Raw genomic sequence first — 13,105 nt, 5'->3', positions numbered from 1 at the left:
TGGCGCCCGCAAATCACTTCGGCAAATTGGCGGGTCCGAACGAGGCTGGCAACAGCTCGGCCAGCGAAAAGCGGGCGCGGATGCCCTCCGGTCCGGCGATCAGGATCGGCGTCTCCGGCGCGGCGAATTCGCGGATGCGCTGGCGGCAGGCGCCACAGGGCGTCACCAGCTCGGTTCCGTCACCGACAACGAGAATGGCGCGGATGGCGCGAGCCCCGCCGGCGACCATCGCCGAGATCGCGCCGGCCTCGGCGCAGGCGCCGACCGGATAGGCGGCGTTCTCGACATTGCAGCCCGGATAGACCGCCCCATCATCGGCCAGGATGGCAGCGCCGACCTTGAAGCGCGAGTAGGGCGCATAGGCCTTTTGCTGTGCAGCCTGAGCTACCGCAAAGAGGGCGTCGAGCTCGGGTTCGGCGGGCACTCAGCGTTCCTTGACGTAGGGCAGGCCCGAGGCCTTGGGCGGCGTCGCCTTGCCGATGAAGCCGGCGAGCAAGACCACCGTCATCACATAGGGCAGGGCCTGGATCGCCTGCACCGGTACCAAGCCAATGCCCGGCAAGATCACGCCCTGAAGCCGGATCGCAATCGCGTCGAGCAGGCCGAAGAGCAGGCAGGCGAACAGAGCCGGCCAGGGCCGCCAATTGGCGAAGATCACCGCGGCGAGCGCAATGAAACCCTTGCCGGCGGTCATCTGCGGCAGAAAGCCGGCAGATTGCGAAACGGCGAGATAGGTACCCCCTAACCCGCAGAGCGCGCCGCAGATCACCACCGCGGCATAGCGCAGACCGGCGACCGAGACGCCGGCGGTGTCGACCGCTGCCGGATTCTCGCCGACCGCCCGCAGGCGCAGGCCGAAGCGGGTGTGCTTCAGCGTCAGCGCCGTCAGCACCAGGGCGAGCACCGCGAGATAGACCGGCGCGGCATGGCCGGAGATCGCGATATCGTAGATCGGGCCGAGGACCGGAATCTCCTTCAGTGTCCCGACCAGCGGCAGGTTGAGCTCTGGAAAGCGGGCCGATCCTTCGAGGTTCGGCGTGCGTCCGCCCTGGCCGTACCAGGCATTGCCGAGGATGGCGGTGAGCCCGACCGCCAGCATGTTGATCGCGACGCCGGAGACGATCTGGTTGCCGCGCCAGGTGATCGCGGCAAAGCCGTGCACCAGCGACAGCGCGATCGCGGCGAGCATGCCGGCGCATAAGCCCGCCCAGGCCGAGCCGCTGTGATAGGCGACGACGGCTGAGGCGAAGGCGGCGATCAGCATCTTGCCTTCGAGGCCGATGTCGACGACGCCCGAGCGTTCCGACCAGAGCCCGGCGAGCGCCGCGCAGAGCAGCGGGATCGACAGGCGGATCGTCGAATCGAGGATGACGGCGAGCGTCTGGACGATCTCCATCGCCTAGCCTCCGCGCCCGAGATTGAGCACGCTGGCGACGAGGCGCCGGAACAGCCCGTCGAGCGCGCCGGCGAAGAGGATGACGATGCCGCCGATGACCACGACCATGTCGCGCGTGATGGTCGGTTTGTCGAAGGAGAGCTCGGCTCCGCCCTGGTAGAGCACGCCGAAGAGCAAAGCGGCGAGCCCGACGCCGACCGGATGGCCGCGCCCCATCAGCGCGACCGCGATGCCGACGAAGCCGTAGCCGGCAGTGAAATCGAGCACCAGCCGGTGCTGAACGCCCATCGCCTCATTGACCGCGAGCCCGCCGGCGAGCGCACCCGAGATCGCCATCGCTACCATGGTGATCCGCGCCGGCGAGATGCCGGCATAGGCTGCGGCGCGCGGATTGGCGCCGACGGTGCGGATCGCATAGCCGAGCCGCGAGCGGTAGATCAGTGCCCAGACGGCGACGAGCGAAGCGAGCGCCAGCAGGAACGAGGTGTTGAGGGGGGTGGAGGGCAGTTTCAGCCCGAAGGCGCCGAGCAGCTCATGGATCGGCGTCAGCACCGCCTGCTTGGGGAAGTCCGGGGTTTCCGGCTGCATCGAGCCTGTCTTCCCCATCACCTCGACCAGGAGGTAGACGATCAGGGTCGCGGCGATGAAGTTGAACATGATCGTGGTGATCACGACATGGCTGCCGCGCGTCGCCTGCAGATAGCCGGGAATGAAGGCCCAAAGCGCCCCGCCTGCAGCCGCGGCGAGAATGGCGAGCGGTACCAGCAGGATACCCGGCAGAGGCGCGAACCAGAGGCAGGCGAGCGCGGCGAAAATGCCGGCGATCGTCGCCTGGCCTTCGCCGCCGATATTGAACAGCCCGGCATGGAAGGCGACCGCGACGGCAAGGCCGGTGAAGATGAAATTGGTGGTGTAGTAGAGCGTGAAGCCGAGGCCTTCGAGGCTGCCGAGCGAGCCTTTCAGCAGGAGCGCCGTGGCTTCCAGCGGGCTTTCGCCGATCGAGAGCACGACGAGGCCGGCAACGACGAGCGCCGCCGCGACCGAGACCAGCGGCACGAGCGCGGTATCGGCCCAGCGCGGCAGCTCGAGCGGGGTGGCGCTCATGCCGCGCGCTCGCTGACGCCGGCCATCAGCAGGCCGAGATCGCGCTCGTCGGTGGTGGTTGCCTCGCGCTCGCCGGTGATCTGGCCGCCACAGAGGGCGAGGATGCGGTCGGACAGCGCCATCACCTCTTCGAGCTCGACCGAGACGAGCAGGATCGCGACGCCGGCATCGCGCAGCGCGATCAGGCGGCGATGGATGAACTCGATCGCGCCGATATCGACGCCGCGCGTCGGCTGGCCGACCAGCAGCACCTTCGGCGCCCGCTCGATCTCGCGAGCGAGCACGATCTTCTGCTGGTTGCCGCCGGAGAATTTCGCCGTCTTCAGGCCAGGGTCGACCGGGCGGACATCGTAATCCTGCATGCCGGCGCGGGCATGCTGCTCGATCAGCGTCGGCGACAGGAAGGGACCACGTCCGAAGGCCGGGTCGTCATGATAACCGAGGATGGCGTTCTCGGCTGCGGCGAAGGCGGTGACGAGACCGGTCCTGAGCCGATCTTCCGGAATGTGCATCAGGCCGAGCCGGCGCAGATTGGCCGGGTTACGGTCGGCGGCGTTGAGGATCTTGCCGCCGAGCCGGATCACGCCGCGCGCCGGCTGGGTCAGCCCGGCGAGCACGTCGAGCAATTCGCTCTGGCCGTTGCCGGCGACGCCGGCGATGCCGACGATCTCGCCTTCGTGCAAAGTGAGGCTGGCGTCGCGCAAGGTCTCGCAGCCGCGCTCGTCGATGACGGAGAGGCCGGCCGCCTCGAGCACGGGCGCGCCGCGTTTACGCGGCGTCTTCTCGACGCGCAGCAGCACCCGTCGACCGACCATCGCCTCGGCCAGCTCGGCCGGCGAGGTTCTTTCCGTCTCGACATGGGCGACCATCTCGCCGCGCCGCATCACCGAGACACGGTCGGTCACCGCCATGATCTCGCGCAGCTTGTGGGTGATCAGGATCACCGTCTTGCCCTGCGCTTTCAGCGCCCGCAGCAATTCGAAGAGCTGGTCGGCCTCGGCCGGGGTCAGCACTGCGGTCGGCTCGTCGAGGATCAGCACCTCGGCGCCCCGATAGAGCGCCTTCAGGATCTCGACGCGCTGCTGCAGACCAACCGAGAGCGTACCTACGATCGCATCGGGATCGATGGCGAGGCCGTATTCCTGCGACAGGCGCGCCAGCTCGGCCCGCGCCTTGGCGATGCCGCGCTTGAGCAGCGCGCCGCCCTCGGCGCCGAGCACGATGTTCTCGACCACGCTGAGCGGCTCGACCAGCATGAAATGCTGATGGACCATGCCGATCCCGGCGGCGATCGCATCCGAGGAGGAGCGGATGCGCCGCGCTTCGCCGCGCACCCGGATCTCGCCGGAATCGGCTTCATAGAAGCCGTAGAGGATCGACATCAGCGTCGACTTGCCGGCGCCATTCTCGCCGACGATGCCGTGGATCGAGCCGGCGGCGACCGAAAGCGACACGTCCTTGTTGGCCTTGACCGCGCCGAAGCTCTTGCTGATTCCGATCAGCGCAATAGCGGGAGGCGGGCTCGTCACCGGCTGGCCCGGCTCACATCGTGCACTTGGAATCCGACATGTAGTCGTGGACCTTGACGGTGCCGGCGATGATGTCGGCCCGCGCCTTGTCGGCGGTGGCCTTGATCTCGGGCGTGATCAGCGCCTTGTTGTTGTCGTCGAGGGCCCAGCCGACGCCGTCCTCCTTCAGCCCGAGCACCGAGACGCCCGGCTTCCAGGTGCCGTCGCGCGCCTCCTTGAACGAGGTGTAGGTGGCGACGTCGACGCGCTTCAGCATCGAGGTCAGCACCTTGCCGGGGTGCAGCATGTTCTGGTTCGAATCGACGCCGATGCCGAGCTTGCCTGCGTCCGCCGCGGCGCGCAGCACGCCGATGCCGGTGCCGCCGGCGGCGTGGTAGATCACGTCGGCGCCGCGGTCGATCTGCGACTTGGCGAGCTCGCCGCCTTTCACGGGATCGTTCCAGGCGGCCGGGGTCGAGCCGGTCATGTTCTGGAAGATCTCGGCGTCCTTCTTGCCGGCCTTGACGCCCTGGACGTAGCCGCAGGCGAATTTGCGGATCAGCGGAATGTCCATGCCGCCGACGAAGCCAACCTTGCCGGACTTCGAGGCGAGGCTGGCGATGAGGCCGACGAGATAGGACGCCTCATGCTCCTTGAACACGACGGACTGCACGTTCGGCAGCTCGACGACCATGTCGATGATGGTGAACTTCAGGTTCGGGAACTCGGCCGCGACCTTCTGCAGCGCGGTCGCCTGCGAGAAGCCGACCGCGATGATCGGCGAATGGCCGTCGCGGGCGAAGCGGCGCAGCGCCTGCTCGATCTGGGCGTCGTTGGTCGGCTCGAAATCGCGGAACTCGACGCCGGTCTCGGTCTTGAACTTCTCGGCTCCGACGAAGACGCCTTCGTTGAAGGATTTGTCGAACTTGCCGCCCTTGTCATAGACGATCGCCGGCTTGATCGCGGTCTGGGCCATGGCCGTCATGGCCGAAAGGGCGACGCCCGCCAGCGCGAGCGCGAGAGATTTCAGTTGCATCGAGCCGTTCCCCTGTCACGCGCGGAATGGTTGCCCCATCCCTGCCTATGATCACGATGGCACGGCTTGCCGACGGGGCCAAGCGGGCTGGAGAGCCCGCTTGGCGATATATGTCATATATGAACAGTCGCCTCAGCCGCGCTGGATCGAGACGCCGCCATCGGCAAGGAAGGCTGTGCCGGTGACGAAGCTCGACGCGTCAGAGGCCAGAAAGAGCGCCGCGCGGGCGATCTCCTCGGGCTGCGCCATCCGTTTCAGCGCATGGATCCCTTCGACGAAGGCGGTGACCTCGGGACCGGAGGCCGGATCATTCGTGATGCTCGCCGGCGTGTCGGTGCCACCCGGCAGCAGGGCGTTGACGCGGATGCGCTTGCCGCCAAGCTCGGCCGCGAGCGCTTTCACGAGGCCGATCTGTCCGGCCTTGCTCGCCGCATAGGCCGACATGCCGGCGAGCCCGGCGGTGTAGCCGACGAAGCTCGCAGTGAAGATCAGCGAGCCGCCGCCGCGCGCTTCCAGCGCCGGCGCCTGATGCTTCGCGCCGAGGAAGGCGCTGGTCAGGTTGGTTTCGATCAGCTGGTGCCAGGTCGCCAGCGACATCTCGGCGACTGGTCCGAGATCGCCGACCGTGCCGGCGTTGTTGAAGGCGATATCGAGTCCGCCGAAGCGTTCGGTGGCTGTCTCGACCAGCTGCTGCGCCAGCGCCTCCTCGCGAATGTCGCCGGCGATCGCCACCACCTCGCCGCCGGCCGCCTCGATCTCGGCGACGAGCTTGTCGAGCTCGGCCTGCCGCCGCGCGGTGATCACGAGCCTGGCGCCTTCAGCGGCGAAAAGCAGCGCCGCGGCACGGCCGATGCCGGAGCTGGCGCCGGTGATGATCGCGACCTTGTCCTTCAGTGCCGTCATGTCCCGTTCCTTCGTTCAGACGATGAGGCGCGGGTGATCGCAGGCGGCGGGCGGGTGCAGACACCCGCTTCCTGCCACGGCATCGCACCCGATTGCTGGTGCGAGCAGATCAGCCTAGCTTGCCGCCATGACGCTGAACGAGGCCGAGATCGAGCGCTATGCCCGCCATCTGGTGCTGCCGGAGATCGGTGGCCCCGGCCAGGCGAAGCTCAAGCGCGCTCGGGTTCTGGTGATCGGCGCGGGCGGCTTAGGTGCGCCGCTAATTCCCTATCTGGCGGCGGCAGGGGTCGGCACGATCGGCATCGTCGACGACGATCACGTCTCTCTCTCTAACCTGCAGCGGCAGATCATCTTCGGGGCGGAGGATATCGGGGCGCGCAAGGTGGTCGCCGCGGCCAACTTCGTCACGCGGCTCAACCCGCGGGTCGAGATCGAGGAATACGTCACGCGGATCGACCCGCACAACGCCCGTGCCCTCGTCGCCTTCTACGATGTCGTCGCCGATGGCTCGGACAATTTCGCGACGCGCTATGCGGTCTCGGATGCCTGCTTCCACGAGAAGAAGCCGCTGGTGACGGCGGCGCTCGGCCGCTTCGACGGCTCGCTGACCACGATCCGTGCGCATGAGACCGGCAGCGATGGCCGGCCGAACCCGACCTATCGCTGCCTGTTCCCGCAGGAGCCGCCGCCCGGCACGGTCGCGCCTTGCGCCGAGGCCGGCGTGCTTGGTGCGCTCGCCGGCGTCATGGGCTCGATGATGGCGCTGGAGGTAATCCGCGCGATCACCGGCTTCGGCGAGCCGCTCGTCGGCAAGCTTCTGCTGGTCGACGCGATGGCGATGCGCTTCGAGACGATGAAATACGGCTGGGATCCGGACAATCCGCTGAACGGGACGGCCGCCGGCGTCGCCGCCTGAGCTATTTCGCCGCCCGCTTCGCGTCGATCACGTCCCAGAGCTGTGCCGCCAGATCCGGGCCGCCGAGCTTCTTGATGGCGCGCACGCCGGTCGGGGCGGTGACGTTGATCTCGGTCAGCTTGCCGCCGATCACGTCGATGCCGACGAGCAGGAGGCCGCGCTCTCTGAGTGCCGGGCCGATGCGCTCGCAGATCTCGAGCTCGCGCTTCGAGAGGTCCGTCGGCCTGGCCGCGCCGCCGCGCACCATGTTGGCGCGAAGGTCGCCCGCCGCTGGCACCCGGTTGACTGCGCCTGCCGCCTTGCCGTCGATCAGGATGATGCGCTTGTCGCCTTCGGAGACCTCCTTCAGGAAGGCCTGGACCACCCAGGGCTCGCGGAAGAGGTTGGAGAACAGGTCATAGAGCGAGCCGAAATTCGGGTCGCCCTTGCCGGTCTTGAACACGGTCGCGCCGCCATGGCCGTAGAGCGGCTTCATGACGATGTCACCGAACTCCTCGCGGAAGGCCTCGATCTCGGCGCGGTCGCGCGTGATCAGCGTCGGCGGCATCAGATCGGGGAAATGCGTGACGAAGAGCTTTTCCGGCGCGTTGCGGACCTCTGTGGGATCGTTGACCACCAGCGTCTTCGGATGGATGCGCTCGAGCATATGCGTCGAGGAGACATAGGCCATGTCGAAGGGTGGGTCCTGGCGCAGCAGCACCACGTCGAGCGTCGAGAGGTCGGTGCGCTCGGGCTTGCCCAGCGTATAATGGTCGCCTTCGACATCGCGCACCTCGACCGGATTGATCACGGCCGTGACCTTGCCGTCGCGCAGGGTCAACTTGTCCGGCGTGTAGGTGAAGAGCCGGTGGCCGCGCGCCTGCGCTTCCAGCATCAGCGAAAAGCCGGTGTCGCCGGCGATGCGGACCTTCTCGATCGGGTCCATCTGGATGGCGACGTTCAGCGGCATGGGCAAAAGCTCCGGTTGCGGCCGTTATATCGGCTGCGCCACAGCGGTAGCGCAAGAGCCCTCGCCTTGCGTCAGAGCACGAGCTCGAACACGCGGGGGACATGACGGGGCAGGCGCCAGGGCGCGAGGAAGACAGCGTCGGCCCGAAGGTTGCGCTGCATCGCCCAGGGATTGCGCGCCAGCCATTGCCTGATGCGGGCTTCGATCAGCCGGCGCTTGTCCGGCGTGATCGCCATGGCGGCATCGTCAAGCGATGCGCGCGCCTTGACCTCGACGAAGACGATATCGTCGCCACGCGCCATGATCAGGTCGATCTCGCCGCCCTTGCCGCCGAAGCGGCGCTGCAGCAGGCGATAGCCCTTGGCGCTGAGGAAAGCGACTGCGAGCCATTCGCCGCGGCGGCCGGCGAGGCCGGAATGGCGCGCGCGCCGGCTGCGCAGCGCCTCACTCATGGCGTGCGCGTCAGTTCGAGGGCGCGGGCGTAGACCACGCGGCGCGGCTGCCCGCTCGCGGCGGCGACCTGCGCCACCGCCTCCTTCAGCGAGACCTTTTCGAGTGCCGTCCGCAGCGCCTCATCGAGCGTGTCGCCCTGCGCGGCCGCGGCGGAGGCGTCGGGCGGGCCGATCAGCACGACGATCTCGCCGCGAGCCTCCTCGGCTTCTGCATAGTGGGCGGCAAGATCGGGCAGGGGGCCGCGGCGGACATTCTCGTAATACTTGGTCAATTCACGCGCGACCGCACCCGCCCGCGCACCCAGCACTACGGCGGCGTCGGACAGCATTTCCGCAAGCCGGCGCGGCGATTCGAAGAAGACGAGCGTGCCGGGAATGGCGGCAAGCTCGGTGAGGCGGGCTTTCCGTGCCGCACTCTTCGGCGGCAGGAAGCCTTCGAAGAAGAAGCGGTCGGTCGGCAGTCCCGCCAGCACCAACGCGGCCAGCACGGCCGACGGCCCGGGTATGCCGGTGACCGGCAGGCCTTCCTCAACCACCTCGGCGACGAGTTTGTAGCCGGGATCGGAGACCAGCGGCGTGCCGGCATCCGAGATCAGCGCGAGCTTGCCGCCCTGGCGCAGCCGCGCGAGAATCTTAGGACGCATCTGTGCCGCATTGTGCTCGTGATAGGGCAGGAGCGGCGTCGCGATGCCGTAATGCGCCAGCAGCGTCTTCGAAGTCCTGGTATCTTCCGCCAGCACGGCATCGGCGGCGGCGAGCGTCGACAGCGCCCGGAAGGAGATGTCCTTCAGATTGCCGATCGGTGTCGCGACGATGTGGAGGCCGGGCGCGAGCGGTTCGGCCTCGGCGCGGAGCCCGAAAGCCACATAGCTCGGGGCGCGACCTGGGGCGGGCGGGGCGGATACAGGGCCGGACATGGCGGCGAAACTGCCACAGCGGTCGGCAAGATGCCACCGCTGGCCCGGCAACCTAGAGTTAACAACTTGAAAATAGCTTCGCTCACTGGCAGGACTTGTTCACGGTTCGGGACAAGACATTCAGCTGGTGTGAGCTTGCCTTGCGCCTCGCCGAGGAGTGGAGACGAAAACCGTGTCGCGTCACTTGAAGCTCCTCGTCCCGCCGAGCCGCCGCCTGATCCTGCTCTCGGGCGTCGCATCCGCGCTCGCTGCCTGCAGCGGCGGAACCGGCGGCCTTCCCGGCTTTGATAGCCAGACAACGCCCCAGGGCGGCAATGCTCAGCCCAGCGGTCCGACCATCGGCACCGGCTCGGTCAAGGTCGGGCTGATCCTGCCGCTGACCGCCGAGGGCTCGGGCGCGACCGTCGGCAACTCGCTCAAGAACGCCGCCGAGATGGCGCTCGCCGAATTCCCCGGCGCCGACCTCACGCTTCTGGTCAAGGATGACCGCGGCACGCCGGACGGCGCCCAGGCCGCGGCGCAGGAAGCCCTCCGCGAGGGGGCCGAGCTGATCATCGGACCGCTCTTCGCGCCTTCCGTACAGGCCGTCGGCCAGGTCGCCCGCGGTGCCGGCAAGCCGGTCATGGCCTTTTCCAGCGACAGCAACGTCGCCTCGCGTGGCATCTATTTGCTCTCCTTTCCGCCGGAGAACGACGTCAACCGCGTCATCGCCTACGCTTCGGCGCAAGGGCGCAAATCCTTCGCCGCGCTGGTGCCGGATACCGCCTATGGCAAGGTCGTCGAAGGCGCCTTCCAGCAGGCGGTCGCCAATCACGGTGCCCGCGTCGTGGTGATCGAACGCTTCGGTTCCGATCAGAACAGCATGCGCGCCGCTGCCACGCGCCTGGTACCGGCCCTGCAGCAGGCGGATGCGCTGTTCGTGCCGGGCGACGCCGCCGCGATGCCGCCGCTCGGACTTCTCCTGCAGCAGGCCGGCTATGACCCGGCCAAGGTCAAGCCGCTCGGCACCGGCGTCTGGAACGACGCCAATGTCGCCCGCGTCCCGGCGATCCAGGGTGGCTGGTTCGCCTCACCCGACACCGCCGGCTTCAACGCCTTCTCCGGTCGCTACCAGAAGCGCTTTAACAGCGCCCCGACGCGCACCGCGACATTGTCCTACGATGCGGTCTCCCTGGCGGCCGCGCTCGCCCGGACCCAAGGCAGCCAGCGCTTCTCCGAAAGCGTGTTGACCAATGCCTCGGGCTTCGCCGGAGCCGACGGCGTCTTCCGTTTCCGTCCCGACGGGTTGAACGAGCGCGGTCTTGCCGTGCTCGAACTGCGCAACGGCCAGATCGTCACCGTCAACGCAGCTCCGCGCGATCTCGGCCCGCGGACGAACTGACAGCCACCGTCTTTCCGGGGCGCCGCGCAGCGGCGAGCCCGGAACCCATATCCGCATGACGTACAAAAAAGGGCGGCATCACTGCCGCCCTTATACTTTGGCGTGGTGTTCATGGATTCCGGGCTCGGGCCTTCGGCCCGCCGCGGAATGACGCGTGCGGGCCTCACCCGCCGATATTGAACGCCGCCAGCGCCGCCATATTGACGATGTCGGAATCCTTGGCGCCGAGCGGCACGATCTGCACCGGCTTGTCGAGCCCGACCAGCAGCGGGCCGATCACGGTGGCGCCGCCGAGTTCCTGCAGCATCTTGGTCGAGATCGAGGCCGAGTGGAACGCCGGCATCACCAGCACGTTCGCCGGCCCCGTCAGGCGGCAGAACGGATATTGCGCCATCAGATCGCGGTTGAGCGCGACATCGGCCGCCATCTCGCCATCGTATTCGAAGTCGACGCGCTGACCGTCGAGGATCGTCACCGCCTCGCGCACCTTTTCCGAGCGCTCGCCCGCCGGATGGCCGAAGGTCGAGAAGGCGAGCATCGCAACCTTCGGCTCGTAGCCGAGCCGGCGGGCGACGCCGGCGGCCTCGATCGCGATCTCGGAGAGCTCCTGCGCCGTCGGCATCTCGGTGATCGCGGTGTCGGCGACCAGGACGGTGCGTCCGCGCGTGATCGCGATCGAGACGCCGATCAGGCGGTGGCCCGGCCGGTCGTCGATGACGCGGCGGATCTCCTCGAGCGCGATCGAGTAGTTGCGGGTGACGCCGGTGACCATCGCGTCGGCATCGCCGAGCGCGACCATGGCGGCGGCGAAATGGTTGCGATCCTGGTTGATCAGGCGCTGGCAGTCGCGGAACAGGTAGCCGTGCCGCTGCAGCCGCTCGTAGAGGTACTGCGCATAGGCGGAATTACGGTGCGAGAGCCTGGCGTTCTGGACCTCGATGCCCTTGGCGGCGAGGTCGATCCCGAGATGCTCGGCAGCTTCGTTGACGCGCTCCTCGCGCCCGACCAGGATCGCCTTGCCGAGCTCCTGGTTGACGAAGGAGACCGCGGCGCGAATGACCTGCTCCTCCTCACCCTCGGCGAAGACGACACGCTTGGGATAGCGCCGGACGCGCTCGAAGATGCGGTTGAGCGTGCCGGCAACAGGGTCGCGCCGGGCCGAGAGCTGCGCCTTGTAGCCGGTCATGTCGACGATCGGCTTGCCGGCGACGCCCGAATCCATCGCGGCTCTCGCCACGGCGACCGGCACGACATGGATCAGCCGTGGATCGAACGGCACCGGGATGATGTAGTCCTTGCCGTAGCGCGGGCGGGCGCCCTGATAGGCGGCGGCGACCTCGTCGGGCACGTCCTCGCGCGCCAGCGAGGCCAGCGCCTCGGCCGCGGCGATCTTCATCTCCATGTTGATCGTGGTGGCGCGGACATCGAGAGCGCCCCGGAAGATGTAGGGGAAGCCGAGCACGTTGTTGACCTGGTTCGGATAGTCCGAGCGCCCGGTCGCCATGATCGCGTCGTCGCGAATGGCATGCACTTCTTCCGGCGTGATCTCCGGATCGGGATTGGCCATGGCGAAGATGATCGGATTTTCCGCCATCGACGCGACCATCTCGGGCGTCACCGCGCCCTTCTGCGACAGGCCGAAGAAGGCGTCGGCCCCTTCCAGGGCCTGCGCCAGCGTGCGCCGGTCGGTGACCGCCGCATGGGCCGATTTCCACTGGTTCATGCCCTCGGTGCGACCCTGGTAGATCACGCCCTTGGTGTCGCAGAGGATGACGTTGTCGGGCTTGAAGCCCATCGCCTTGAGCAACTCGGTGCAGGCGATCGCGGCGGCGCCGGCGCCGTTGACGACGAGCCGGGTCGACTGGATGTCGCGCCCGGTCAGGTCGAGCGCATTGATCAGCCCGGCGGCGGCGATGATCGCGGTGCCATGCTGGTCATCGTGGAAGACCGGGATGTCCATCAGCTCGCGCAGCCGCTGCTCGATGATGAAGCATTCCGGCGCCTTGATATCCTCAAGGTTGATGCCGCCGAAGGAGGGGCCGAGATAGCGCACCGCGTCGATGAACTTGTCGGCATCCTCGGTGTCGACCTCGAGATCGATCGAATCGACGTCGGCAAAGCGCTTGAACAGCACCGCCTTGCCTTCCATCACCGGCTTGGAGGCGAGCGCGCCGAGATTGCCGAGGCCGAGGATGGCGGTGCCGTTGGTGATCACCGCGACCAGGTTCGAGCGGGTGGTGTAGTCATAGGCCTTCGACGGGTCCTCGGCGATCGCCAGTACCGGTACGGCGACGCCCGGCGAATAGGCCAGCGACAGGTCGCGCTGCGTCGCCATCGGCTTGGTCGGGACGATTTCGAGCTTGCCCGGCCGCCCTTGCGAATGAAAGAGCAGCGCCTCCTGGTCGGTGAAGGTCGGACGGGTGCGCTTTGGCGGGGAGCGATCGTTCATGCGCTTGTTCTTTTTCAAAGGCGTTTCCTCAGGGAAACGACCATAGGGTAGCGCCGCTTTCCTCGACAAGGCGCGATTGTGCGACAGCACCTTT

General features: G+C 67.7%; 12 protein-coding genes. 2 read left to right on the top strand and 10 right to left on the bottom strand.

Annotated elements, in window-relative coordinates; genetic code table 11:
- Window positions 1-13: 13 nt before the first annotated feature.
- The 6 genes from ACSQ3M_RS21600 to ACSQ3M_RS21575 all read right to left on the bottom strand — a co-directional run bounded on the left by ACSQ3M_RS21600 (window position 14) and on the right by ACSQ3M_RS21575 (window position 5,947).
- Window positions 14-424, bottom strand: a complete 411-nt coding sequence (locus ACSQ3M_RS21600; RefSeq protein WP_436152129.1) for a cytidine deaminase — start codon at window positions 422-424, stop codon at window positions 14-16.
- Window positions 425-1,396, bottom strand: a complete 972-nt coding sequence (locus ACSQ3M_RS21595) for an ABC transporter permease (protein WP_436152128.1) — start codon at window positions 1,394-1,396, stop codon at window positions 425-427.
- 3 nt (window positions 1,397-1,399) lie between these two features.
- Entirely contained in the window at window positions 1,400-2,500 is a 1,101-nt protein-coding gene (locus ACSQ3M_RS21590; RefSeq protein ID WP_436152127.1) for an ABC transporter permease, read from the bottom strand.
- The gene (locus ACSQ3M_RS21585; protein ID WP_436152126.1) at window positions 2,497-4,029 is read right to left on the bottom strand and encodes an ABC transporter ATP-binding protein; all 1,533 of its coding nucleotides are present in this window, start codon (window positions 4,027-4,029) and stop codon (window positions 2,497-2,499) included. The genes ACSQ3M_RS21590 and ACSQ3M_RS21585 overlap by 4 nt, the downstream gene beginning before the upstream one ends.
- A 13-nt stretch (window positions 4,030-4,042) precedes the next feature.
- Window positions 4,043-5,044: a BMP family lipoprotein gene (locus ACSQ3M_RS21580; protein WP_436152125.1), complete on the bottom strand. Its 1,002-nt coding sequence runs from the start codon at window positions 5,042-5,044 to the stop codon at window positions 4,043-4,045.
- A gap of 132 nt (window positions 5,045-5,176) precedes the next feature.
- A complete protein-coding gene (locus ACSQ3M_RS21575; RefSeq protein ID WP_436152124.1) occupies window positions 5,177-5,947 on the bottom strand; it encodes an SDR family oxidoreductase in 771 nt (256 codons plus the stop codon).
- Between the two features lie 127 nt (window positions 5,948-6,074).
- Between ACSQ3M_RS21575 and ACSQ3M_RS21570 the strand changes: the two genes are divergently transcribed.
- Window positions 6,075-6,863, top strand: coding sequence for a HesA/MoeB/ThiF family protein (locus ACSQ3M_RS21570; RefSeq protein WP_436152123.1), 789 nt, complete (start codon window positions 6,075-6,077; stop codon window positions 6,861-6,863).
- A 1-nt stretch (window position 6,864) separates the two neighbouring features.
- Here ACSQ3M_RS21570 and gshB read toward each other — a convergent pair whose 3' ends face one another.
- From gshB to rsmI, 3 genes are all read right to left on the bottom strand, one after another.
- Complete coding sequence (gene gshB, locus ACSQ3M_RS21565; protein ID WP_436152122.1) at window positions 6,865-7,812, bottom strand: glutathione synthase; 948 nt, start codon at window positions 7,810-7,812, stop codon at window positions 6,865-6,867.
- 71 nt (window positions 7,813-7,883) lie between these two features.
- Window positions 7,884-8,264: a YraN family protein gene (locus tag ACSQ3M_RS21560; RefSeq protein WP_436152121.1), complete on the bottom strand. Its 381-nt coding sequence runs from the start codon at window positions 8,262-8,264 to the stop codon at window positions 7,884-7,886.
- Complete coding sequence (gene rsmI, locus ACSQ3M_RS21555) at window positions 8,261-9,181, bottom strand: 16S rRNA (cytidine(1402)-2'-O)-methyltransferase (RefSeq protein ID WP_436152120.1); 921 nt, start codon at window positions 9,179-9,181, stop codon at window positions 8,261-8,263. The genes ACSQ3M_RS21560 and rsmI overlap by 4 nt, the downstream gene beginning before the upstream one ends.
- Window positions 9,182-9,353: 172 nt before the next feature.
- Between rsmI and ACSQ3M_RS21550 the strand changes: the two genes are divergently transcribed.
- The gene (locus tag ACSQ3M_RS21550) at window positions 9,354-10,562 is read left to right on the top strand and encodes a penicillin-binding protein activator (RefSeq protein ID WP_436152119.1); all 1,209 of its coding nucleotides are present in this window, start codon (window positions 9,354-9,356) and stop codon (window positions 10,560-10,562) included.
- 163 nt (window positions 10,563-10,725) lie between these two features.
- Here the strand turns inward: ACSQ3M_RS21550 and ACSQ3M_RS21545 are convergent, their stop codons facing one another.
- Window positions 10,726-13,011, bottom strand: coding sequence for an NADP-dependent malic enzyme (locus ACSQ3M_RS21545; RefSeq protein ID WP_436152118.1), 2,286 nt, complete (start codon window positions 13,009-13,011; stop codon window positions 10,726-10,728).
- Window positions 13,012-13,105: the final 94 nt, after the last annotated feature.

This window comes from Allobosea sp. LjRoot90, from assembly GCF_964254315.1.
Taxonomy (GTDB): Bacteria; Pseudomonadota; Alphaproteobacteria; order Rhizobiales; family Beijerinckiaceae; genus Allobosea.
Note: the sequence above shows the minus strand (reverse complement) of the source record. Positions and strands in the feature narration are given on the sequence as shown.